The sequence below is a fragment of the Phenylobacterium sp. GW823-FHT02A09 genome, from assembly GCF_058797775.1.
This window is the reverse complement of the sequence record NZ_JBXAJZ010000001.1, coordinates 848,574-872,477: the sequence shown is the minus strand read 5'-3', so window position 1 is coordinate 872,477 and position 23,904 is coordinate 848,574. Positions and strand designations below refer to the sequence as shown.

General features: G+C 69.5%; 20 protein-coding genes. 14 read left to right on the top strand and 6 right to left on the bottom strand.

The window, feature by feature from the left end:
- Positions 1-49 precede the first annotated feature (49 nt).
- The 5 genes from pdxA to lptF form a co-directional block, all read right to left on the bottom strand.
- The gene (pdxA, locus tag AC1Q87_RS04345; RefSeq protein ID WP_492607749.1) at positions 50-1,066 is read right to left on the bottom strand and encodes a 4-hydroxythreonine-4-phosphate dehydrogenase PdxA; all 1,017 of its coding nucleotides are present in this window, start codon (positions 1,064-1,066) and stop codon (positions 50-52) included.
- A complete protein-coding gene (locus tag AC1Q87_RS04340) occupies positions 1,063-2,418 on the bottom strand; it encodes a peptidylprolyl isomerase (RefSeq protein ID WP_492607748.1) in 1,356 nt (451 codons plus the stop codon). The genes pdxA and AC1Q87_RS04340 overlap by 4 nt, the downstream gene beginning before the upstream one ends.
- A 58-nt stretch (positions 2,419-2,476) precedes the next feature.
- Positions 2,477-4,786 (bottom strand): LPS-assembly protein LptD, encoded by a 2,310-nt coding sequence (locus AC1Q87_RS04335; RefSeq protein ID WP_492607747.1) that lies wholly within the window; start codon positions 4,784-4,786, stop codon positions 2,477-2,479.
- Between the two features lie 136 nt (positions 4,787-4,922).
- The gene (locus AC1Q87_RS04330) at positions 4,923-6,026 is read right to left on the bottom strand and encodes an LptF/LptG family permease (protein ID WP_492607746.1); all 1,104 of its coding nucleotides are present in this window, start codon (positions 6,024-6,026) and stop codon (positions 4,923-4,925) included.
- Entirely contained in the window at positions 6,023-7,168 is a 1,146-nt protein-coding gene (gene lptF / locus AC1Q87_RS04325; protein ID WP_492607745.1) for an LPS export ABC transporter permease LptF, read from the bottom strand. Before lptF ends, AC1Q87_RS04330 begins: the two co-directional genes overlap by 4 nt.
- A 154-nt stretch (positions 7,169-7,322) precedes the next feature.
- Between lptF and AC1Q87_RS04320 the strand changes: the two genes are divergently transcribed.
- From AC1Q87_RS04320 to AC1Q87_RS04255, 14 genes are all read left to right on the top strand, one after another.
- Positions 7,323-8,798 (top strand): leucyl aminopeptidase, encoded by a 1,476-nt coding sequence (locus AC1Q87_RS04320; RefSeq protein WP_492607744.1) that lies wholly within the window; start codon positions 7,323-7,325, stop codon positions 8,796-8,798.
- Positions 8,799-8,934: 136 nt separating this feature from the next.
- Entirely contained in the window at positions 8,935-9,639 is a 705-nt protein-coding gene (locus tag AC1Q87_RS04315) for a hypothetical protein (protein ID WP_492607743.1), read from the top strand.
- Positions 9,636-10,094, top strand: a complete 459-nt coding sequence (locus AC1Q87_RS04310; RefSeq protein ID WP_492607742.1) for a DNA polymerase III subunit chi — start codon at positions 9,636-9,638, stop codon at positions 10,092-10,094. Before AC1Q87_RS04315 ends, AC1Q87_RS04310 begins: the two co-directional genes overlap by 4 nt.
- Complete coding sequence (locus tag AC1Q87_RS04305) at positions 10,091-10,414, top strand: peptidase inhibitor I78 (protein WP_492607741.1); 324 nt, start codon at positions 10,091-10,093, stop codon at positions 10,412-10,414. Before AC1Q87_RS04310 ends, AC1Q87_RS04305 begins: the two co-directional genes overlap by 4 nt.
- Before the next feature lie 12 nt (positions 10,415-10,426).
- On the top strand, positions 10,427-11,002 hold the full coding sequence (gene mobA / locus AC1Q87_RS04300; RefSeq protein WP_492607740.1) for a molybdenum cofactor guanylyltransferase: 576 nt from the start codon (positions 10,427-10,429) through the stop codon (positions 11,000-11,002).
- Between the two features lie 88 nt (positions 11,003-11,090).
- Positions 11,091-11,669 carry an ANTAR domain-containing response regulator gene (locus AC1Q87_RS04295; protein WP_492607739.1) on the top strand — a complete coding sequence of 193 codons (579 nt, stop codon included), beginning with the start codon at positions 11,091-11,093 and terminating at the stop codon, positions 11,667-11,669.
- Positions 11,666-12,658: a CmpA/NrtA family ABC transporter substrate-binding protein gene (locus AC1Q87_RS04290; protein ID WP_492607738.1), complete on the top strand. Its 993-nt coding sequence runs from the start codon at positions 11,666-11,668 to the stop codon at positions 12,656-12,658. The genes AC1Q87_RS04295 and AC1Q87_RS04290 overlap by 4 nt, the downstream gene beginning before the upstream one ends.
- Before the next feature lie 223 nt (positions 12,659-12,881).
- A complete protein-coding gene (locus AC1Q87_RS04285) occupies positions 12,882-14,099 on the top strand; it encodes a nitrate/nitrite transporter (RefSeq protein ID WP_492607737.1) in 1,218 nt (405 codons plus the stop codon).
- Positions 14,100-14,125: 26 nt separating this feature from the next.
- Positions 14,126-16,582: a nitrite reductase large subunit NirB gene (gene nirB / locus AC1Q87_RS04280; RefSeq protein ID WP_492607736.1), complete on the top strand. Its 2,457-nt coding sequence runs from the start codon at positions 14,126-14,128 to the stop codon at positions 16,580-16,582.
- Complete coding sequence (gene nirD, locus AC1Q87_RS04275; RefSeq protein WP_492607735.1) at positions 16,579-16,917, top strand: nitrite reductase small subunit NirD; 339 nt, start codon at positions 16,579-16,581, stop codon at positions 16,915-16,917. Before nirB ends, nirD begins: the two co-directional genes overlap by 4 nt.
- A gap of 4 nt (positions 16,918-16,921) precedes the next feature.
- The gene (locus AC1Q87_RS04270) at positions 16,922-19,582 is read left to right on the top strand and encodes a nitrate reductase (protein WP_492607734.1); all 2,661 of its coding nucleotides are present in this window, start codon (positions 16,922-16,924) and stop codon (positions 19,580-19,582) included.
- Positions 19,572-20,333, top strand: coding sequence for a uroporphyrinogen-III C-methyltransferase (gene cobA, locus AC1Q87_RS04265; protein WP_492607733.1), 762 nt, complete (start codon positions 19,572-19,574; stop codon positions 20,331-20,333). Before AC1Q87_RS04270 ends, cobA begins: the two co-directional genes overlap by 11 nt.
- Positions 20,334-20,401: 68 nt before the next feature.
- A complete protein-coding gene (corA, locus tag AC1Q87_RS04260) occupies positions 20,402-21,370 on the top strand; it encodes a magnesium/cobalt transporter CorA (protein ID WP_492607732.1) in 969 nt (322 codons plus the stop codon).
- A 2-nt stretch (positions 21,371-21,372) separates the two neighbouring features.
- Positions 21,373-22,035 (top strand): alpha/beta hydrolase family protein, encoded by a 663-nt coding sequence (locus tag AC1Q87_RS04255; protein ID WP_492607731.1) that lies wholly within the window; start codon positions 21,373-21,375, stop codon positions 22,033-22,035.
- Here AC1Q87_RS04255 and AC1Q87_RS04250 read toward each other — a convergent pair.
- The gene (locus AC1Q87_RS04250; RefSeq protein ID WP_492607730.1) at positions 22,032-23,897 is read right to left on the bottom strand and encodes a sulfatase family protein; all 1,866 of its coding nucleotides are present in this window, start codon (positions 23,895-23,897) and stop codon (positions 22,032-22,034) included. The genes AC1Q87_RS04255 and AC1Q87_RS04250 overlap by 4 nt on opposite strands.
- Positions 23,898-23,904 lie beyond the last annotated feature (7 nt).

Below are 23,904 nucleotides of genomic sequence, written 5' to 3'. Positions count from 1 at the left end.
CGGAGTCGGCAAGTCGCGCACGACGGAACCGATCGCCGGCGCGGCGAACTCAGGCGGCTCGATTGGCGGCGATCTCGGCGGCCATGCGGATGGCCGCGATCAGGCTGTCCGGGCGGGCCAGGCCGCGGCCGGCGATGTCGAACGCAGTGCCGTGATCGGGCGACGTGCGGACGATCGGCAGGCCGAGGGTGACGTTCACGCCGCCCCAGAAGTCGAGCATCTTTACCGGGATCAGCGCCTGGTCATGGTACATGCAGACCGCCGCGTCGAACCGGGCGCGGGCGGCTTCGTGGAACAGGCTGTCTGCGGGGGTCGGGCCGGCGGCGGCGACGCCCTGGGCGCGCAGCGCCGCGACCGCCGGGGCGATGATCTCGACGTCCTCGCGGCCGATGGTTCCGTCCTCGCCCGCGTGGGGATTGAGGCCGGCGACAGCGAGCCGTGGCTCGAGGATCCCGAAGTCGCGGCGCAGCGCCTGGGCGGTCACGAGGCCGGCGTTCACGATCGCGTCGACGCTGAGCAGCGCGCCGACCTTGGAGATCGGCTCGTGGACGGTGACCAACGTGGTGCGCAGCCCCGGCACCGCGAGCATCATGATCGGACCGCGTGCGCCCTCATAGGCCGCGCCGGCGGTCAGTTCGCCGAGGAACTCGGTATGCCCGGGGAAGCCGAAGCCGGCGGCGTAGAGCGGTGCCTTGGCGATCGGCGCGGTGACGACGCCGCTGACAGCTCCGGATAGGGCCAGGCCGACCGCGGTCTCGATCCACCGGATGATCGCCGACGCGGCGGTGGACGATGGCTGGCCGGCGATCACGGGGCTGCGCAGCGGAATGTCGAGCACGGGCAGCGCCTCGCCGAAGACGGCTACGGCTTCCTTGGGCGTCGTCACCCGGCGAACGGTGCGCATGCTGGCGCCGGAGGCCGAGGCCACCGATTGGACGTCGCCGACCACCATAAAGGCCGGGCCTTCGTGGCGCAGCTGGTTCCAGGCCTTGACCGTGATCTCCGGGCCTACCCCGGCGGGATCGCCGAGGGTGAGAGCGAGCGGCGGCTGGTCGGGCGGGGTCACCGGGTCTCGATCGTCGCCGACGTCCGGAGGTCACGCATGTACCGACGCGCGATCATGCTGAGCTGTTGGCCATACAGCCGGCTTTCGATCTGCTCGGCGGTCAGGCTTTCGGCTCCGCCGGCGCGCTTGCCGCAGACCGCCAGGATGTGAAGACCGGCGTTGGTCCGGATCGGGCCGGAAATCTGGCCGGGCTCCAGGGTCTCGACCGCCTGGCGGAACGCAGGCGCCAGATCCTTGATCTCGGTCTCGCCGAGATCGCCGGCGACGACGCCGTTGACCTTGGAGGCCTTGGCCTCGATGTCGTTGCAGCTGGTCACCTGGCTGCGGACCGTTTCGAGCGTGGCGGTGGCGGCCGCGACCTGGGCCTCGGTGGCGCTCTGCGGCAGCGCCACGGCGGCCTGCTTCAGATGGACCACGGACGCCGTCGAGCCCGAACGCTTGTCGCGCAGGAAAATGATGTAGACGCCGTCGCGGACTGAGATCGGCTGCGACAGCTGGCCCGGACGCATCTGCTCGAGCGCCGCGTCGATCTCCGGCGCCATTTCGCCAGCGCTCACCCAGCCGGCGTCGCCGCCGTTGGCGGCGGTGGCCGAGGCCGAGAACTGCCGGGCGACGGCCGGGAAGGGCGCGCCCTGCTGCATCTGGGAAATCAGCTGGGTGGCGCCGTTGACGGCGGTCTCCATGCCCCCGACGCGGTTGGCGTCGATGAACACTTCGCTGATCTGATACTGCGGCTTGGACGCTGCGGCGGCCATGCGCTGCTGCATCGCCTTGACCTGATCCTCGCCGACCCGCAGGCGCGAGCCGTAGCGGCCGCGAATCCAGCGCTGCCAGCTGATCTGAGCGCGGACCTGTTCACGCAGGGTGTCGACGCCGATGCCTTGGCCGGCGAGCGAGGTGGTGAACTGCTCGAGCGACATGTTGTTGTTGCGGGCCATGTCGGTCAGCTCTTCGTCGATCTCGGCGGAGTCGGCGATGAGCGAGATCTTCTGTTCCTTCTCCTGGCGACGGAGCTCCTGGATCTGGAGCCGCTCGTCGACCAGCGAGACCAGGGCCTCGCGCTGGAACTGGGCGATGTTCTGCTGAGTCGGCTGGATGCCGGACGTGGCGATCAGCAGCCGCATGCGCTGGGCCAGGTCGTAGGTCGAGATGATGTCGTCGTTGACGACGGCCGCGACCGACTCCGAAAGGCCGCGCGGCGCAGCGGGCGCAGCGGGCGTAGGCGCGGCCGCCGCCGGTGCGGCGGCGGGGGCCTGGGCGAACGCGTACTGCGGCGCAGCCGCGGCGGCGAAGGCTGCGGCCAAGGCGACGCCGCGCGCCGCAAGGCCCGTGACTTTACGCGCGCGGATCATGGATGAGGTCTTCCTTAGCGTAGCCGTAGCGGGCGGCGCCTCAGGGCGGCCGCGGTTGTCAGTTGCCATATATCGGTTCGCCCAATGTGGCGAGGGTTAGGCGGAACCCGATAGACTCTGTCGCGCCCAGGCGATTGCCGATGGCGTCTTCGCGCCGATAGTAGACGTCGAGCCGCAGGCACTCGTCGCGGTAGGCCACGCCGATATCGCGGACGACCCAGGCGTCGGCCTGCAGATCGCGGTTTCCGTAGGCCGTGAACGACCAGTTTTTGGTGACGTAGACTTCGCCGCCCAAGTCCAGATTCTCGACGCGGCCGTTCGTGTCCGTGGCGATCGGGCTGGAGCGGTCACGCAGATAGCGGACATAGCCGAAGCCCCACTTGGAGTTGACGTTCGCCCCAGCCTCGGCCCGAGCGAGGTCGAAGTCCTCGGAGTCCAACCGGGCCCGGGTGAACAGCGACAGGCCGCGCATCGGCTCCGCCGACGCCGCCACGATCCAGTCGGACGACTTGGTGCGCAGGCCGCTGGCCTGGGAGAAGACGTCGTTGTCCTCGGTGCGCAGCGAGCGGCCGATCAGCAGGCTAGCGCGGCGGCCATCGTCCCAGAGGATCGACGCCCGGCCGCCGACATTGGCGCGAATGCCGTCCTCGTAGAGGTCGTAGCCCGGGAATTTGTTGGGCCGGAAGAGATTGGTCTCGTCGAACTCGAAGGCGAGGCCGTCCTCGTTCAGGTAGATCGGCGCGCCTGTGGTGTCGTAGCCGAGTACGACCTGCTTGACGTCGGGCGACAACGCGACCTGAACAATCGGTTCAAGAACCGCTGTGAAGTTCTTGTAGCGCTTGAAGAAAGGATAGCTGACATCAGCCCCGGCGACGCCGAGGCCGCGCATCAGGCTGTCCGAGCGTGAGCCGTTGGACAGCACGCCCTGCAGATTGTCGTCGATCGAGTAGGCGTCAATGCGGGCCTGGACATACGGTGAGATCACCACGCCGGCCTTGGAGACGAAGGTCGTGCGCCAATCGACCTCGCCGGTGGCGCGCCGGCTGTCGAGGCCGTCGAGCCGCAGCGGCGGGGCGTCCATCGGCGACTGATCGCGGGTCAGGGCGACGGCGCTGGCGCGCACCCGCAGCCGGCCGCCCAGGACCGACGGTTCGGCTTCCCAGCGCGACTCGATCAGCGGCGCGACGAGCGGGAAGGTGCGGTCGTTGTCGTCCGGGCGGAGACCCTGAATGCTGAAGGCGGCGGCGGAGAAGTAGGACCGCTGGTCCTCGCGGATCGTATAGACCTGGCTGATCAGGCGGCGATCGTCGGCGACATACGGGCCGCGCGCCTCGTAGACGCCGCCGATGTCGTACTTGTCGAACAGCAGGTCGTCGGAGGTCCGCTCGGCGGTGAAGCCCCAGCGCCACTTGTCGTTGATGGCGAAGGCGCCCGACGCCAGAATGTAGCTGTGCGAGGTCTCGTCGCCGCTCTGGCCCTGGGGCGCGGCGATGTCGTCGTCATAGGTGTAGCCGAACCGCGCCTCGAGCCCGCCGGAATAGAACCGCTTTCGCAGTTTTCCGTTGAGCAGCGGGTTAACTTTCGTGTTGATTTGAGGGCTTAGCGTCAAATCTGCAGATGGCGAAAGCACGAACAGATAGGGCTGTTCATACGACACGCCGCGGCGGTCCGAGACCGAGATTTCGGGCGGCAACAGGCCCGATTTGCGTTCGGCCTGCGGGTCCGGGTGCCAGAAGATCGGCAGGTAGATCAGCGGCACGCCCTTCACCTGGATGACGGCGTTCCGGTAGTAGACGAGCTGGCGCTGCTTATCCTGGACGACCTTGTCGGCCTTGATCGACCAGGTCGGCGACTTGGCGGTCTTGGTCTCGGTCGCGCAGATGTCGCACGGCGTGTAGATCGCGCGGTTCAGCTCGTTGATGGCGTCGGAGCGGTGGACCGCGCTGGCCGCCGCCATTTTCACGTTCTGCTGCAGGCGCGAGGAGAAGCCCGTCGCCACGCCGGCCTTCATCTCGTCGTCGAGGACGATCTCGTCGGCGTACTGCACCGAGCCGTCGGCGTTGACGATCGAGGTGTCGCCGCGGGCGCGGATCAGTCCCTTGGCCTCGTCGTAGATCAGTTCCTGGGCGTGCAGGGTGCGGCCCTGGTAGCGGACCTCGACCTCGCCCTTGGCCGTGGTGATCTTGTTCTTGTCGTCGCGGATGACAAGGTCGGCTTCCATGTAGAGCTGACCGGGCGCGAGACCGTCGGGCGACACCGGGGCCGCGCGCGCGGCCTCCTGCGCCTGGGCCGCGCCGCAGAACACCATCAGCGCCACGCCCGCGAGCAGGCCGCGCTTGGCTGAGGCTGAACGCCTGCCGAGACTCATGAACTCCCCTCGCGCGGACCCTAGAGCGAAGCCCGATCCGATGAGATCGGGCTTTGCTCAAGGCTCCCTGGACCTGGAGCGTCCTTCGTCGGAAGAAAGCTCCAAGGCGTGATGCATAGCCGGTCAGTCCGGCGATTCAACCGTCTTCGGTGTAACAGAGCAGCGCGATGCCTGACAGCAGCGCCACCAAAGGCGGCGCCCAGGCGGCCGCGAACAGCGGGATGATGTCGGCGCCGGCCAGCGCGCCCGAGAACTCGTTGAAGAAAAACACGATGAAGCCCAGCCCGACGCCGGCCCCGGCCAGGCCCGCCAGCCCGCCAAGCCGCGCCAGGCGCAGCGAGAACGCCGCAGCCAGGATCGACATGGCCGCGAACAGCACCGGCGTGGCCAGAAGCTGCTGGAAGCGCAGCCGGTAGCCGTTGCCGGAGAACCCCGCGGCTTCCGTCAGGCGGATCGCGTCGGGCAGCCGCCAGAAGGCGACGGACTGCGGGGCAGCGTAGCGTTCCATCGCCGACTCAGCGTCGAGCGTCGAGCGGATCGACAGCGAGTCGGAGCGCACGGAGCTCTCTCCGGCGCTGGCCTCGCGCACGTCCCAGAGCTTCCAATAGCCGGGATAGAGCTGGGCCTCGGCCGCTTCCAGCCGGCGCTTGAACTCAGGACGGCCGGCGCGGTCCTTCTGATAGACGAAGACCGAGACCGATCGTAGGCGCACGCGGCCCTGCTCGGTGTCGCGCTGCTTGGCGTGGATGACCATCTGCGTCCGGTCGTCCCCCTGGCGCAGCCACACCTCCTTGGGCGCGTCGGTCAGGTAGTTCTCCATCAGGTTCGCGCGGTCGGATTCGTACTTGGCGCTGAAGGTCGCGGCGAGGGGGTTGAACACCAGCACCACGGCCACGCCGACCAGGAAGGCCACTGCAGCCGAGGGCAGGATGAAGCGCCAGGCCGAGACGCCAGCCGCGCGCATGGCGACCAGCTCCGAACGGCGGTTAAGGCCCACATAGGCCGCGATGCCGCCGAACAGGAACACGAACGGCAGCAGCAGCAACACGACCGAGGGGGCCTGCAGCAGGGTCAGGCCAAAGAGCTGGGCGACACCGACGTCGGCCCGCACCGCGACCTCACGCGAGAGGTTCACGAAGGAGACCAGGATGATCACCGCCGAGATCACCGCCAGCGCCGCGCCGACGCCGGCCAGCGTGCGGCCCATGACATAGCGTTCGAGCTTGCCGGCGCCGATCATGCGGCGGCCTCCCCGTGGCGGCTGATCCGATGAGGTTTCAGTCGCATGTCGATGAAACGCGAGACTTTTTCGCGGAAGATGCCACGCAGTCCGACATAGGTCGCCGCGACCGGCACCAAGTACTGCAGCACGTTCAGCCAGGCGGCTTCTTCCGACGCGGCCTGGACCACGAAGCCCAGGATCCGGAAGCCGACCGCCACCGCGCTGATGATCGCGATGCGCCGGCCGTAGCCCATGCGGCTGAAGCCGCCGCCGATGATTGCGGTGAAGGCCAGCGCCATCAGCGCGATGTTGTAGAGCGGGCTGGCGATCCGGTTATGGCCCTCGGCCAGCAGCTTCAGGTGGTTCCGCTTCTCCCAGTCTTGGGTCAGGTCGGGGAATAGCAGCTCGTGCAGATAGCGGTCCGACGGCTTGAAGTGGATCAGCTCGTCGCTGCGCATGAACGGCGCGAGTTCGTAGGGATAGTCGTCGAAGGTCAGGTAGTTGAGGACGTCGGCCTTGTCGAACTCCTGCATCGAGCCGCGATGCATGGCCAGAACCGGCTTGCCGTTGCGCTTTTCGATGCGGCCTTCCTCGGCCGTGTAGGTGGTGGCGCCGCCGCCGTCCTTCTCCTGGTGAATGAACAGGTTGTGGATCAGGCCGGTGGCGTCGACGGACTGGGCGTAGACGGTGAGCCCCGGGGCGGGGTTGGTGAACTCCCCCTCGCGGATCAGGGTTGAGGCCAGGTCCGTGCGCACCTCGAACAGCGTCTCGCGCATCTCGCGGGCCGCCAGGGGCTGGATCCAGAGGTTCATCACCAGCGCCAGCAAGGTGATCATCGAGGCCAGCCGCAGTCCGGGCGCGATCACCCGCCAGCGGCTCATGCCGCCGGCGAAGCAGACGACGATCTCCTGCTCGGTGTGCAGCCGGTTCAGCGAGACCAGGGCCGCCACGAAGACGGCGATCGGCAGCACCATGTTGACCAGCTGCGGCATGGCCAGCAGCGTCACCTTGGCGAAGACGATGGCGCTCTGCCGCTGGCCGACGATGAGGTCCAGCGCCGACAGGCTTTGCGAGAGCAAGGCGACAGCCGCCAGCGCGCCCGTGGCGAGCACGGTCGGTCCGAGGAGCTGGCGGAGCAGATAACGGTCGATCAGCAGCATGGGCAGAAAAGTGGGGTTCGCCGGGGATTTTGCGCGCCCTGGACGTGAACCTGCTCTAAATCATGCGTCGCCGCGTCACACAACCGCCGCAAGAACGGCCAAGCTTGCGAGCCAGATGGGCGCGGGCCCAAATTCTATTCGGAGTTCGAGACTGATGGAGATCGAGTTCATCGCGGCTGGCGCGGCGCTTCCTGAGAAAAGCGCCCTGGCCTTGGTGGTGTTCGAAGGCGCGGTGCTGGACGGCGCGGCCGGCCAGGCTGACGCCCAGGCCGGCGGCGCGCTGGCGCGCGCGGCCGCGGCCCAGCGCTTCACCGGCGCCAAAGGCCAGGTCCTGGACGTGCTGGGCGCGGCGGGGGCGGCGAGCCGCATCCTGCTGGTCGGCGCGGGCAAGAAGGACGGCTTCGACGAGGTCGGCGCCGAGCACGCGGCGGCCAGCGCCTACAACGCCGTGAAGACCTCGGGTCTGACGACGCTGCGCGTCGCGCTGCCGGCCGGCGGTTCAGCGGCGCACGCGGGCCTGGGCGTGCGCCTGGCCTCCTATCGTTTCGATCGCTACCGGACCAAGGAACCGGCGGACAAGAAACCGTCGATCGCCAAGGCCCAGATCGTGGCCGACGACGCCGATAAGGCGCTCGCCGCCTTCGCCCCGCTTGCGGCGCTGGCCGATGCGGTGGCGTTCTCGCGCGACCTGGTCTCCGAGCCGCCGAACGTTCTCTATCCCGCCGAATTCGCCCGCCGCGTGAAGGCGCTCGAGAGCCTCGGCCTCGAGGTCGAGATTCTCGGCGAGGCCGAGATGGAAACGCTCGGCATGGGCAGCCTGCTGGGCGTGGGGCAGGGCAGCGCCCGCGAGAGCCAGCTGGCGGTCATCAAGTGGTATGGCGCGGCCGACAAGTCGGCCCAGCCGATCGCGTTCGTCGGCAAGGGCGTCTGCTTCGACACCGGCGGCATCTCGATCAAGCCGGCCGACGGCATGGAAGACATGAAGTGGGACATGGGCGGCGCAGGCGCTGTGGCGGGTCTCATGCACGTGCTGGCCGGCCGCAAGGCCAAGGTCAACGCCATCGGCATCCTCGGCCTGGTCGAGAACATGCCTGACGGCAATGCTCAGCGTCCGGGCGACGTGGTCACCTCCATGTCGGGCCAGACCATCGAGATCATCAACACGGACGCCGAAGGCCGCCTCGTGCTGGCTGACGCCATCTGGTACTGCCAGGACCGCTTCAAGCCGAAGTTCATGGTCGACCTGGCCACCCTGACCGGCGCGATCATCATCAGCCTCGGCAACGACTACGCAGGCCTGTTCTCGAACAACGACGAGCTGTCGGCCAACCTGCTGGCGGCTTCGGGCGCCGAGGGCGAGCCGCTGTGGCGCATGCCGCTGCCTGCGCAGTACGACAAGAACATCGACTCGATGATCGCCGACATGAAGAACACCGGCGGTCGGCCGGGCGGTTCGATCACCGCGGCCCTGTTCATCCAGCGCTTCGTCAACAACGTGCCGTGGGCGCACCTGGATATCGCCTCGACCGCCTGGAAGAAGCCCTCGACCGTCCCGACGATCCCGGACGGCGCGACTGGCTTTGGCGTGCGGCTGCTGAACCGCATGGTTCAGGACAAGTACGAGGGCTGAGCGTGATTTTCCCTCCCCTTCATGGGGAGGGACAGGTCGCGCAGCGACCAGGGTGGGGACTTCGTCTGCGACCCCACCCGTCTCGCCGCGCTGCGGCGATCCACCCTCCCCATGAAGGGGAGGGAAGAAGGGGCCCATGCGATTCATCCTGCTTCACAGCCCGTTGACGGGCGCAGCGGCCTGGGGCCCGGTCGCGGCCGAACTCGCGGCGCGCGGGATCGAGTCGACGCGGCCGGTGATCCCGCCGATGGCGGCGCTGGCGGCGCCCTATTACGAGAGCGCGGCCCAGGCGGTGGCGGCCCAGGTGCTGAGCCAGGGCGGCCCGTTCATATTGGCCGTTCACTCGGCCGCCGGCGGACTGGCGCCTTCCGTCGTCGCGGCCGCCAAGGGGCAGGTCCGCGGCGTGCTCTATGTCGACGCCATCCCGCCGCATCCCGGCCGCTGCTGGTTCGAGACGGCGGGCGACGGCCTGGTGGCGAGCCTCAAGGCCAAGGCGCAGGACGGCATGATCCCGGCCTGGGACCAGTGGTTCCCGGCCGGCGCGCTGGAGAGCCTGCTGCCGGAAGGCCCGCTGCGCGAGCGCTTCATCGGTGAGCTGGCGGCCACGCCGCAGGCCTGGTTCGAAGAGGCCGCGCCGCAGACAGACTTGCCGAGCGCCGTCGGCTGGGGCTTCCTGCGGCTCTCGAAGGCCTATGAACGTGAGGCGGGCGAGGCGCGGCGGCTCGGATGGCCGACCCTGCGGCGCGACCTGCATCACCTGTCCATGGCCACGCACCCTGCGGAGGTCGCCAACGCCATGCTCGCCCTGACCCGGCTGTTGGGCCTGAAGGCGGGCGCGTGAGCGAGGCCCCCTGCGAGGTCTGGTTCTACCACCTGGAGCGCTCCGGGCTGGATCAGGTGTTGCCCGACCTGCTCGAGCGCACGCTCGGCCGCGGTTGGAAGGCGATCGTGCGCGCCCGCGCGCCCGATCGAATCGAGCACCTCGACGGCTGGCTGTGGGCCTACCGCGACGACAGCTTTCTGCCGCACGGGACCGACGACGAGCCGCAGAAGGCTCGTCAGCCGATCCTGCTGACCCTGGCGATGGACAATCCCAACGAGGCCGACGTGCTGTTCGTCGTCGACGGGGCCGAGCCGGGAGACCTTGCCGGATACGCCCGATGCATGATCGTGTTCGATGGCGGCGACGACGCACAACTGGCGATCGCGCGCAGTCAGTGGAAAGTGGTGAAGGCCAAGGGGCATCCGGCGGTCTATTGGAAGCAACAAGAGCGGGGATGGGAGAAACAGGCATGAACAAGTTCATCGTCCTTGGCGCGACCCTGATGGCCCTGGCGGCCTGCGCCGACAGCCCGCCGGTTCCGCCGCCCGCGCCGCCGAAGCCGGCCCCGCCGCCTGCGCCGCCTCCGCCGCCCAAGGAGCCGGATAAGTGCGGAGCGGCCGAAGCGCAGAAGTACGTCGGCCGCCCGCGGACCGAAATTCCGGTGCCGGTGCTGCCCAACCTGCAGCGCGTCGTCTGCACCACCTGCCCGATGACCATGGACTTCAACGAGCGCCGGCTGAACTTCGTGTACGACGCGGCCACCGGCGTGGTGAAAGAGGTCAAGTGCGGTTAGGCCGCTGACCAGATGAGCTCGGCTCTCGGCGCGATGATCCTGACCGGCGGGGCCTCCAGACGGATGGGCGCCGACAAGGCGACTCAGCTCTGGGACGGGATCGCCGCCGTGGAGCGCGTCGCCGCCTTGGCCGCGGCGGTCGGGGCGGATCCGGTGATCACCGTCGGCGGCGCGTCGCACGGTTTGCCGCATGTGCGCGACGAGCCGCCCCTGGGCGGGCCGGTCGGCGGAGTGCTGGCCGGGGCGCAGGCGCTGCGTTTGGCAGGCTGCACGCGGGTGCTGATCCTTGCGGTCGATGCGCCGACCTTGTTGGCGTCGGACTTGGCGCCGCTGATCGAGGCCGAGGCGCCGGGGGCCGCTTTCGCCGGACTGCATCTGCCCATGGTCTTGAGCCTCTCGGCCTTGCCGGCGGACGCCGAGCCAAGCTGGCCGGTGGCGCGGTTGGCCGAGCGATCTGGAGTGGCGCGGCCGACTTGCCCGCCGCCGGCGGCTGGGCGAATCCGCGGCGCGAACACGTTAGACGAGCGCGATGCGCTGCTGGCGTGCACGCCGCGCGCCAAATCTGCCGAGAAACCAGGCGCCGGCTGACCGATCGTCAGGCGTTTCAAGGTTGCAAACAACCAGGGAGGGCCTCGCCCCCTGCTCAAGCGCCGCGCCTCGCTCTTAGTCGAGCGGCATGCGCGTGCTCGTCATCGATCCTGATCCCGCCCGGGCCGCCCTCGTCGCCGAGGGCTTGGCCGGCGTCGAACCGTTGGAGGTCCGGCGGGCCGCGGTGTTCGTCGAGGCGGAGGTCGCGCGCTTTGAACCGGACGTCGTGGTGGTCGCCGCCGACAGCCCCGACCGCGACACCCTCGAGAGCCTGCGGGAGACCAGCCTGGCCAATCCGCGCCCCGTGGTGATGTTCGTCGACCGCTCCGAGCCTGGGCTTGCCGAGGAGGCGGTGCGCGCTGGGGTGGCGGCCTACATCGTCGACGGCCTCGCGGTCGGCCGGGTTCGTGCGATCCTCGAGGTCGCGATGACCCGCTTCCAGCTGATGAGCCAGCTGCGCCAGGATCTGGAGCGGGCCAAGGCGGACCTGGCCTCCCGCAAGACCGTCGAGCGGGCCAAGGCGCTGCTGATGAAGGAGCGAGGGCTGGAGGAGGACGCGGCCTATCGGCTGCTCCGCAAGCTTTCCATGGACACCGGCCGGCCGCTGGGGGCGGTGGCGGCGGACCTGCTCGCCTTTGCGGGCGTGCTGAAGGGAGACGGCGCATGAGCCGCAGCGAGGTCCTGAGACTGGGCTTCGTGCCCTTGACCGACTGCGCGCCTCTGGTGGTCGCGAAAGAGCGAGGCTTCTTCGAGGCGCAAGGGCTGAAGGTCGAGCTGAGTCGTGAAGTCTCGTGGGCGACGATCCGCGACAAGGTCGCGGTCGGGGCGCTCGACGGCGCCCATATGCTGGCGCCGCTGGCGTTAGCCGCGACGATGGGGGCGGGCAGCGAGCCCACGCCGATGATCGCGCCGCTGGCGCTGAACCTGAACGGAGCCGCGGTGACGCTGTCGACCCGGCTGACCGCGACGCCGGGCGAGAACGGCGAGGCGATGGCGTTGGCCAAGCTCATCGCGCGCCGGCGCAAGGAAGGCGCGAGCCCGCTGACGTTCGCGGTCGTCTATCCGTACTCGGTGCACAACTACCTGCTGCGCGACTGGCTGGCGGCGGCCGGCATCGACCCCGACAACGACATCCGGCTGACCGTCGCGGCGCCCTCGCGGATGGCCGAACTGCTGGCCGACGGGGTGATCGAGGGCTTCAGCGCCGGCGAACCCTGGAGCAGCGTCGCTGTGGCTTCAGGCGCCGGGCGCGTTGCGGTCCGCGCCTCGCAGCTCTGGGGTCGGGCCCCGGACAAGGTGCTAGGCGTGACCCAGGAGTGGGCCGAGGAGAACGGCGAGATCCTGGCCAGGCTGCTTCGGGCGCTGATCGCTGCGGCGGCCTGGTGCGACGTCCCCGACCATCGCGGCGAGCTCTCGGGCCTGCTGGCCGGGGCGCCCTATGTCGATGCGCCCCGCGCGGTCATCGCCGCCAGTCTGGACGACGTGATCTTCCACCGTGACGGAGCCAACGCCCCGCGCCCGGCGCAGGCCGCCTGGCTGCTGGGTCAGATGGCGCGCTGGGGGCAGGTAGCCGCTGACGCCGAGACCTCGTCCGTCGCAGGCCAGGTTTACCGCCTCGACCTCTATGAGGCCGCTCGCGCGGGCCAGAACGCCTAAAATCCGATCACGCCCCATAGTCGGCGCCGAGATTTTGCGCTGCAGCAAAGACCTCTCCGCCCGCGTCTGATTTGCGCGTGACGCCCCCACTGCGCCGGGTTCTGCTGGTCTCGGCCTCAGGACAACGGCGTTCGCGGCCCCTGGAAACCGCCCGATGACGGGCGGACCTCCGCCTTCGGCGACGCCGCCGCTTCCGTTCATTCCTGCACGGGGCCATCCAGCCATGCTGAGTCGTTCATTCCTCAAGTCGGGCCACACGCCGACCCTGCTCTCGGCGTTCCTCTATTTCGATCTCAGCTTCATGGTCTGGGTGATCCTGGGTCCGCTGGGCGTCGCCATCTCCAAGACCCTGCACCTCGATCCTGGCCAGAAGGGCTTGATGGTCGCCATTCCCGTGCTGTCCGGCGCGATCCTGCGCCTGGTCGCCGGCGTGATGGTCGATCACATCGGCCCGAAGAAGACCGGCCTGATCGGCCAGGTCATCGTCATGGCCGGACTTGGCCTGGCCTGGTTCCTGGGCATCAAGAGCTACGACCAGGTGCTGATGCTCGGCGTGGTGCTGGGCGTGGCGGGGGCCTCGTTCGCCGTCGCCCTGCCGCTGGCCTCGCGCTGGTATCCGCCGGAGCACCAAGGCCTGGCGCTCGGCATCGCCGGCGCCGGCAACTCGGGGACCGCCCTGGCCGCGTTGTTCGCGCCGGGCCTGGCCCAGACCTTCGGCTGGACCAACGTCATCGGCCTAGCGGTGCTGCCGTTGGCCATCGCCTTCGTGGTCTATCTGATCTTCGCCAAGGACGCCCCCAATCGCCCGCCACCCAAGCAGCTGTCAGAATACCTGGGCGTGCTGCGCACCGCCGACGCCTGGTGGCTGATGCTGCTCTACGGCGTGACCTTCGGCGGCTTCGTCGGCCTGTCGTCGTCGCTGACCATCTACTTCAACTCCGAGTACGGTCTGTCCGCAGTCACCGCCGGCTTCTTCACCGCCGCTTGCGTGTTCGCCGGCTCGTTTATCCGGCCGGTGGGCGGGGCGCTGGCCGACCGCTTCGGAGGAGTCCGCACCCTCACGGTCGTCTACATGCTGGCCGCGGTCGGCCTGACCCTGGCCAGCTTCGAGGCGGCGAACCCCTACATCGCACTGGGCGTGCTGATGTTCAGCATGATGGCGCTGGGGGCCGGCAACGGCGCGGTGTTCCAGCTGGCGCCGCAGCGGTTCGGCAAGGAGATCGGCGTCGTCACCGGTTTGGTCGGCATGACCGGCGGCATCGGCGGCTTCTACCTGGCCGCCAGCCTCGGCTGGGCCAAGCAGGCGACCGGCAGCTACCAGCCCGGCCTGCTGGCCTTTGCGGGGCTCGCCCTGCTGGCCCTGGCCTGCCTGACCGGAGTGAAGGCGCGCTGGCGCCAGACCTGGGGCGCGCAGGCCGCCGGCGCCGAGATTCGCCTGTGACTTCCTCTGTGACCGGGAGCGTTGCGATGCCCAAGGAAAAGCTCGTCGTCATCGGCAACGGCATGGCCGGCTGCCGGGCGGTCCAGGAAGTGCTCAAGCGCGACCCCGATCGCTACGAAATCACCATCTTCGGCGCCGAGCCGCGGGTGAACTACGACCGGATCATGCTCTCGCCGGTGCTGGCCGGGGAGAAGGCTTTCGAGGACATCGTCCTCAACGACGAGGCCTGGTACCGCGACAACGGCATCGCGCTGCACGCCGGACACGCGGTGACGCAGATCGACCGCGAGGCCAAGGTCGTGCGCACCACCGCGGGCCTGGCCGAGGCCTATGATCGGCTGCTGCTGGCCATGGGATCGGACCCGGTGCGCCTGCCGCTGCCGGGCGCCGACCTAGAAGGCGTGGTGACCTTCCGCGACCTGGACGACGTCGAGGCGATGGTCGCGGCGGCGGCCAAGCCGGGCGCGAAGGCCGTGGTCATCGGCGGCGGGCTGCTAGGCATCGAGGCCGCCTACGGCCTGGTCCGCCGCGGCATGGCCGCCACGGTCATCCACCTGATGGACGTGCTGATGGAGCGCCAATTGGACGCCTCCGCCGGCTTCCTGCTGGTCGAGGCGATGGTCCAGCGCGGGGTCGATACGGTGCTGGGGGCCCAGTCCGAGGAGATCGTCGGCGAGGGCGGCAAGGTCGTTGGCCTGAGGCTTAAGGACGGGCGGGTGCTGCCGTGCGACATCCTGGTGATGGCGGTCGGGATCCGTCCGAACGTGGCGCTGGCGCGCGACAGCGGGCTGGAGATCGGCCGCGGCGTGATCGTCGACGACGCCATGCGCACCTCCGATCCGGCGATCCTCGCGGTCGGCGAGTGCGCCGAGCACCGGGGCCAGTGCTACGGCCTGGTCGCGCCAATCTGGGAGATGTGCAAGGCGCTGGGCCAGACCCTGACCCAGGGCGAGGGCGCTTACGAGGGCTCGGTGCTCTCGACCCGGCTCAAGGTCTCGGGCGTCGACGTGTTCTCGGCCGGCAAGTTCGGCGGCGGGGCGGAGTGCGAGGACATCGTGTTCCGCGACGCCGGGCGCGGGGTCTACAAGCGCGTCGTGCTGGAGGACGGCAAGGTGGCCGGCGCGGTGCTGTTCGGCGACGCCGCCGACGGGCCCTGGTACTTCGACCTGATGAAGTCGGGGGCGCAGGTCGCCGACATCCGCGAGACCCTAATCTTCGGCCAGAGCGTGACGGAGGGCCTTCGGGGCCTGGACCCTAGCGCCGCCGTTGCCGCCATGGCCGATGAGGCCGAGGTCTGCGGCTGCAACGGCGTCTGCAAGGGCGAAATCACCGGGGCGATCACCGGGCAGGGGCTCTCGACCCTGGACTCGGTACGCGCCGTCACAAAGGCGTCGGCATCGTGCGGTTCCTGCACGCCGCTGGTCGAAAAGCTGCTGAAACTGACCCTCGGCGACGGCTTCCAGGCGCAGACCGGTCCCAAGCCGGTCTGCGGTTGCACGGCCATGGGCCATGACGAGGCGCGCCGGCGGATCGTCGCCGAGGGCCTGAAGTCGATCCCGGCGGCGATGCAGGGGCTGGAGTGGACGACGCCTGACGGCTGCGCCTCGTGCCGGCCGGCGCTGAACTATTACCTGCTGTGTGCCTGGCCGGGCGAGTACCGGGACGACAAGCAGTCGCGGTTCATCAACGAGCGCGCCCACGCCAACATCCAGAAAGACGGCACCTATTCGGTCGTGCCGCGGATGTGGGGCGGGATGACCAGCGCCGCCGAACTGCGCGCCATCGCCGACGTGGTCGAGAAGTTCGACGTGCCGGCGGTGAAGGTCACCGGCGGCCAGCGCATCGACCTGCTGGGGGTCAGGAAGGACGACCTGCCGGCGGTTTGGGCCGACCTCAACGCGGCCGGCATGGTCAGCGGCCACGCCTACGCCAAGGGGCTGCGGACGGTGAAAACCTGCGTCGGCTCGGACTGGTGCCGGTTCGGGACCCAGGACTCCACCGGGCTGGGCGTGCGGCTGGAGAAGTTCATGTGGGGCTCGTGGGCGCCGGCCAAGGTGAAGCTGGCGGTGTCCGGCTGTCCACGCAATTGCGCAGAGGCGACCTGCAAGGACATCGGCGTGATCTGCGTCGACAGCGGCTACGAGATCCATGTCGGCGGCGCCGCCGGCCTGCACATCCAGGGCACCGAAATCCTGACCAAGGTGGCGAGCGAGGACGAGGCGGTCTGGACCATTTGCGCCGTCACCCAGCTCTACCGCGAGAACGGCTGGTACCTGGAGCGGATCTACAAGTGGATGGCGCGCGTCGGCCTCGAGAGCATCAAGGCCCAGGTCGAGGATCCCGAGACCCGCAAGGCGCTCTACGACCGGTTCGCCTACTCGCAGCGCTTCTCGCGCATCGACCCCTGGGCCGAGCGCGTCGCCGGCCGCCACGCCGAAGAGTTCAACCCGCTTAGCCGCCGTATGGAGTTTGCGCCGTCATGAACGTGCTGGTGAAAGATCCGATCGCCTGGACCGACGTCGGCGCGGTCACCGACATCCCGCTGCGCGGCGCCCGCCGGGTGCCGACCCCGGACGGCGACATCGCCATCTTCCGGACCGGCGACGGCAAGGTGTTCGCACTCAAGGACGCCTGTCCGCACAAGGGCGGGCCGCTGAGCCAGGGCATCGTCCATGGCCATGCGGTGGCCTGTCCGCTGCACAACTGGTCGATCGACCTGACCAGCGGCGAGCCGATGGGCGCCGACCGAGGCAAGGGCTGCACGCCGGTCGTGCCGCTGGAGGTCCGCGACGGCCGCCTGTTGCTGGGACGGAGCTGAGGCCATGAGAGGGGGCGCGGTGCGCACGGCTTGCCCCTATTGCGGCGTCGGCTGCGGCGTCACGGGCCAGGCCGAGGGGCGGATGCTGGAGGTCGCCGGCGATGCGGCGCACCCGTCGAACTTCGGCCGGCTGTGCTCGAAGGGCTCGGCGCTGGGGGCGACGGTCGGGCTCGACGGGCGGCTGCTCGCGCCGATGATCGGCCGGCGAACGGCGAGTTGGGATGAGGCCACGGTCCTGGTCGCCAAGCGCTTTCGCGAGACCATCGCCCGGCACGGGCCGGACTCGGTGGCGTTCTACGTCTCCGGGCAGCTGCTGACCGAGGACTACTACGCCGCCAACAAGCTCATGAAGGGCTTCATCGGCTCGGGCAACATCGACACCAACTCCCGCCTCTGCATGGCCTCGGCGGTCGTGGCCCACAAGCAGGCGTTCGGCGCCGACCTGGTGCCCGGCTGCTACGAGGACCTCGATCTCGCCGACCTGGTGGTGTTCTCGGGCCACAACGCGGCCTGGACCCATCCCGTGTTGTTCCGGCGTATGGAGCAGGCCCGCACGCGGGGGCAGCGCCACGTCGTCATCGACCCGCGCCGCACCGACACCGCCGAGGTCGCCGACCTGCACCTGGCGCTGGCCCCGCAGAGCGACGTGCGGCTGTGGAACGGGCTGCTGGCCGAGCTCGACAGGCGGGGGGCGCTGGACGCGGGCTACATCGCCGCCCACGTTTCGGGTTTCGATGCGGTGAAGGCGGCGCTGGCGCAGGATGATCAGTCGACGTCGGCGGTGGCGGCCGATTGCGGCGTGGCGCTGGCCGACCTGCAGACATTCTACGACTGGTTCGCGCAGACGCCGCGGACGGTCAGCCTGTTCTCGATGGGGGCCAACCAGTCGGCGCAGGGCGTCGCCAAGGGGCTCGCGATCCTCAACGTCCACCTGGCCACTGGCCGGATCGGCAAGCCGGGCGCGTGTCCGTTCTCGATCACCGGTCAACCGAACGCCATGGGCGGCCGCGAGACCGGCGGCATGGCCACGACCCTGGCCGGGCACATGGACTTCGACGACGCCTCGCGCGCCCGCGTGGCGCGGTTCTGGGGGGCGCAGGACGTCGCGCCGGCGCCGGGCCTGAAGGCCATCGACATGTTCGACGCCATCGCAGAGGGCAAGATCAAGGCGCTGTGGGTGATGGCGACCAATCCGGCCGTCAGCCTGCCCAACGCCGGCAAGGTCCGCGCCGCGCTGGCGGCGTGCCCGTTCGTGGTGGTCTCCGACTGTATGGCGCAGACCGACACCATGGACTTTGCGCACGTGAAGCTGCCAGCCCTCGCCTGGGGCGAAAAGGACGGCACGATCACCAATTCCGAACGGCGGATCTCGCGCCAGCGGCGGCTGTTCGATCCGCCGGGCGAGGCGCGGGCCGACTGGTGGATCATCGCCGACGTGGCGAGCGCCATGGGCCATCGCGAAGCCTTCGACTGGCGCTCGCCCGCGCAGGTGTTCCGCGAGTGGGCGCGGCTGACCAACTACGAAAACCAGGGCCGCATGCTGTCGCTAGGGCCGCTGGCGGCGCTGACGCCGGAGGCCTACGAGGCGCTGGAGCCCGTGCAATGGCCGGTGACCGCGACGGGCGGCACGGCGCGGCTGTTCGAGGACGGGGTCTTCCAGACGCCGGACGGTCGGGCCCGGATGGTCGTCACCCAGGCCAAGGGGCCGGCGCAAGCGACTGATCCCTCGTTTCCGCTGGCGCTCAACACCGGCCGGGTGCGCGACCATTGGCACACGCTGACACGGACGGGGCTGGCTCCTGATCTCTGCCGTCACACCCCTGAGCCCTATGTCGAGATGCACCCGACCGACGCCGAACATCTGGGTGTCGTCGATGGTGCGCTGGCGCGGGTGCAGACCGGGCAGGGCGAGGCCGTGGCGCTGGCCAAGGTGACCGACCGGCAGCGGCCGGGATCGATCTTCATGCCCATGCACTGGACGCAGGCCTTCGCGCCGAGCGGCCGGGCCAATCCGCTGGTCGCCCCGTCGGTCGATCCGCAGTCGGGCCAGCCGGAATTCAAGCACACGCCGGCGCGGGTGCGGCCTTATCGCGAGACCTGGCGCGGGTTCTTCATCGCCCGCGAAGCCTGGGCGCCGCCGGCCGGTCTCGATCTCGTCTGGCGGCGGATCCCGCAGCACGGCTGCCAGCTGCACGAATTCGCCGGACGCGGCGACGAGACCGAGCGCGAGGCGCTGCACCGAGCGCTCACCAAACGGGCGTCGGGCGAACCGCTGCGGTACGAGGACGCCGCCGCCGGCAGTCTGCGCGAGGCCCATTTGTCCGGCGAGGCGCTGGAACGGGTGCTGTTTACGGCCACAAACGGCGCGCTGCCGCCCCGGGACTGGCTGGCCGAGCTGTTCGCCAAGGACGCGCTCAGCGCGCTCGACCGGACGGCGTTGCTGATCGGCCGCGCTCCAGGCCGCGTGGTCGAGAGCGCGCCGCTGGTCTGCGCCTGCCGCGGCGTGCGGGCCGACAAGATCGGCGCGGCGATCGAGGCTGGCGCCGGCAGCGTCGACGCCGTCAGCGAGGCCACGGGCGCCGGTTCGTCCTGCGGGTCCTGCCGGCCCGAGATCGCGCGGATCATCGCTCAGACCCATAGCAAGGAGGTGCGCCATGCCGCATGACCCTGGACGCGTTCTCCTCGTTGGAGCTGGGCCGGGTTCGGCCGACTTGCTGACAGTTCGCGCGGCGCGGGCGATCGGGCAGGCCCAGGCGCTGCTCTACGACGCCCTGGTTCCGCAGGAGATCCTCGACCTGGCGCCGGCGGGCTGCCTGAAGATCCAGACAGGCAAGCGGGCGGGGCGGACCAGCATGGCTCAGACGACGATCAACCGGCTGATGGTGCGGCTAGCGCGGCGCGGCCTCAACGTCGTGCGGCTGAAGGGCGGCGATCCATCGGTGTTCGGCCGGGTGGGCGAGGAGATGGCGGCGCTGCAGGCCGCCGGAATCGAGGCGGACGTCGTTCCCGGCGTCACCGCGGCGGCGGCGGCGGCCGCGCAGTTCGGCTTTCCGCTGACCCATCGCGGCCAGGCCCGGCGCGTGGTGATGACCACGGCCCGCCTGGACCGGGGCGGCCTGGCCGAGGATTGGCGCGCGGCGGCCGATCCGGAGGCGACGCTGGCGATCTATATGGGCGGCGCGGCGGCGGGCGCGATCCGCGAGCGGCTGCTGGCGGCCGGCCGATCGGCGGCGACGCCAGTCCTGGCGGTCGAAAACGCCGGCCGGCCCGAGGCGCGGCTCTTCACCGGCGTCCTCGGCGGCCTGGCCGAGATGATCCCCGAGCAGCTCGACGGGCCGGTGTTGATCGTCGTCGGCGAGGTCGCCGCGCAGGCCGCCGCGCAGCGACCGGGACTGCTGGCGGCGCTCGCCAGCTAGCCGGGTTGGCCCAGGCGGCGGGGGAGGCGCACACTGCCGCCGATTCCCGTTGTTCGTGGTGAGCCCCGATGAGCGTCATTGCCGCCTATGTCTATGGCGAGGGCCAGCGACTGCGGGGGATCGACCTGCACGATCCGGCGAGCCTGGAGTTGGCGCCCGGCCAGTTCGCCTGGATCGGCCTGTTTGAGCCGACTGCGGCTGAACTCGACATTCTGCGGCGGCGCTTCAACCTGCATCCGCTGGCGGTGGAAGACGCCCTGAAGTCCGATCAGCTGCCGAAGGTCGACGTCTATGGCGAGCAGCTGTTCGTGGTCGCCCGGACGGCCCACCTGGAGGGCGAGACGATCGGCTACGGCGAGACCGACATCTTCGTCGGCCCCAGCCACATCATCACCGTCCGCCACGGGTCGCCCCGCGCGCATCTGGAGCTGCGCGAGCATCTCGAGGCGGCGCCGGCCCAGCTCAAGCATGGCGTCGACTACATCCTGCACGCGGTGCTCGACTTCATCGTCGACGGCTACTTCCCGATCGTCGATGCGATCGAGGAGAAGGTGCTGGAAATGGAGCGCTACGCTCTCGACGCGTTCCTGAGCCGCACCGAGGTGCTGCGCATCTTCGCCCTGCGCCGCGAACTGATGCGCTTCAAGCGGGTGCTCGGGCCGATGGAGGAGGTGGCCAGCCGCCTCGAGCATCATGAAATGCCCTGCATCGACTTCGATGTGCGGCCCTACTTCCGTGACGTCTACGACCATGTCCGGCGGGTCGCCTCGTTGGTCGAAACCCTGCGTGAAGTGCTGTCGTCGGTGTTCGAGGCCAGCAGCCTTATGGAACAGCAGCGCCAGGGCGCGATCACCCGGCGGCTGGCGGCCTGGGCCGCGATCCTCGCGGTGCCGACGGCGATCGCCGGCATCTATGGGATGAACTTCGAGGTCATGCCGGAATTGAAGTGGCGCTACGGCTACTTGATCGTGGTCCTCGCCATCGTGGCGATCTGCCTCGTGCTCTATGCCCGCTTCAAACGGTCGAAATGGTTATAGCCATGGAAGACGTGATCATACCGTTGGACGCCGAGCGTCAGGTCTCGGGGCTCTGGTTGAGGCCCAATGGAGCGAGGGCCGCGCTGGTGCTGGCTCACGGCGCGGGCGCTGGCATGACCCACAAGGCGATGACCGCCACCGCCGAAGGCCTGGCGGACCGCGGGATCGCGACCCTCCGCTACAATTTTCTCTACATGGAGCGCGGCTCGAAACGGCCGGATTCTCCGGCGCTGGCTCATCAAGCCGTCCGGGCCGCGGTCGCCAAGGCGGGTAAATTGGCGGCAGACCTGCCGCTGTTCGCGGGCGGTCGCTCGTTCGGAGGCAGGATGACGTCACAGGCCCAGGCCGAGCAGCCGCTGCCTGCGGTGCGGGGGCTGGTGTTCTATGCATTCCCGCTGCACCCCCCGGGCAAGCCAGGTGTCGAGCGAGCGACGCATCTCACCGAGATCAAGGTCCCGATGCTGTTCCTGCAGGGGACGAACGACGAGTTCGCCCGGCTGGATCTGCTGAAGGAGACCGTCGCGGGCCTGCACCCGCGGGCGAGCCTGACGCTCGCCGAGTTCGCGGACCACTCGTTCCACGCACCAGCCAAGAGCGGCCGCAAGGACACTGAGGTGCTCGCCGAAGTGGTCGACGCCTGCGTAGACTGGATGGCCGGGAGCTAGGCGCGTCCAGGCATCAGGAAGACCGGATAGGCCGGGGTGTACTCGCCCTTGAGCACCGCGCTCATGTACCGGCCGGCGTTGCGCAGATACTCCTGCGGACTGGCGGCGGCGCGCTCGAAGGTCGCCGCCGCTGGCCGAGCCGCCTCGCCGAGCGCCGTCAGGGCGTTGAGCGCCTGGAGCTTCACCTGCCACCGCTGGTCGCCGTCAGCCAGCGCGGCCAGCACGTCGAGGGCCTCATCGAGATCGCCGAGCCCGGCTGCCGCCTCGGCGGCGACGACGCGGACCTGAGGTGAGGCGTTGCGCGTCATCGCCTCGCGCAGGGCCGTCCTGGCCGGCGCGGCGCGAGCGCCAAGGATCAGCAGGCCGGTCGCCCCCCAGTAGCGCGCGACCTCGTCCGGACTGGCGAGGGCGGCTCCCAACGTCGCGAGATTGGCGGGGTCGCCCCTCGCGGCGGCCTGCGCCAGGGCCATGATCTTCGGCAGGGCGTAGGCGCCGGCGCGACTGGCGTCGTAGCCTTCCCGCGGCGAGCCTTCATGGATGAAGCCATTGTCGACGATCGCCAGCATGTGGCGATCGAGTGCGGCGCTCAGCGTGCTCAGCGTTCGCTTCGCCGTGGGCTCGCCCGCCAGGTTCCGGACCTGATCAGGATCGGCCGTGAGATCGTAGAGCTCCTCGTAGGGCTTGGTCTCGAAGAACCGGCGCTGGTCGGCGTTGAGCGTCCCGGCGCGCCAGGCGCCTTCCCAGTCCTGATAGCCCCTGGCCAGCCACTCGAAGGCGCCATGCATCCCCCAGGGCCGATGGGGCATGTAGTTGCGGATGTAGCGCCAGCGGCCGTCGGTAACCGTCCGGACGAAATCGTAGCGCTCGTCCATCCGCCCGCGCATCCCAAAGGCGTAGGTCTTCGCCGGCTTGGCCTTCGATCCAAGAAACGCCGCGCCCTGCATCTGCGGCGTAGGCGCCAGGTCCGCTAGGGAGAGCAGGGTGGGAGCGAGGTCGATGAAGCTGACCGGGGCCTCGACCTTGGCGCCTGGCTTGTGAGGGCTGAGATGCGCCCATTTCGGCGGCACGTAAACCACCAGCGCGCACCGCAGGCCGGCGTCATAGCAGTAGCGCTTGGTGCGCGGCAGCGAGCCGCCGTTGTCGGAGTAGTAGAAGACGATGGTGTCGTCGGCGAGGCCGTCGGCCTCGAGTTCGGCCAGCCGCTCGGCGAGCTGGCCGTCCATCTTCTCGATGAGATTGTAGTAGTTGGCGAAATCCCCGCGGACGCCGCGCGTGTCGGGCAGGTAGGCCGGGACCCGGATCTGGTCGGGCGTCACCCTGCCGGGCGGCGGATTCAGGAACAGCCGCGATTCATGGGTGGTCTCGTAGTTGAAGACGGCCATGAACGGCTTGCCGGCGGGGCGGCTGCGCCAATGCGCCTTGGCGTTGGACTCGTCCCAGAGCACCGCAGGATCGACGTCCGAATTGTAGTCGGTCTTGGCGTTGTTGGTGCAGTGATAGCCGGCGGCGCGCAGCAGTTCCGGATAGGTCTTCAATTCGCTGGGAAGCGCGGCGCGGGCGCGCATGTGCTCGGCTGGCGCACAGGATTCCGGATAGACACCGGTCAGGATTCCGAACCTCGAGGGCGCGCAGACCGGGGCGTTGGAATAGGCGTTGCGATAGAGCACGCCCTTGGCCGCCAGAGCGTCGATGGTCGGCGTATGGGCGAGCGGGTCGCCGTAGGCCCCGATCAGCGGATTGTTGTCCTCGCTGACCAGCCACAGGATGTTCGGGCGCTGCGCCGCGGGTTGGGCCTGTACCTCGCCCGCCACGGCGACGGCCGCCGCCGCCGCGACGGCGCCGCGCCTGGTGATGCCCGCCATCTAATCC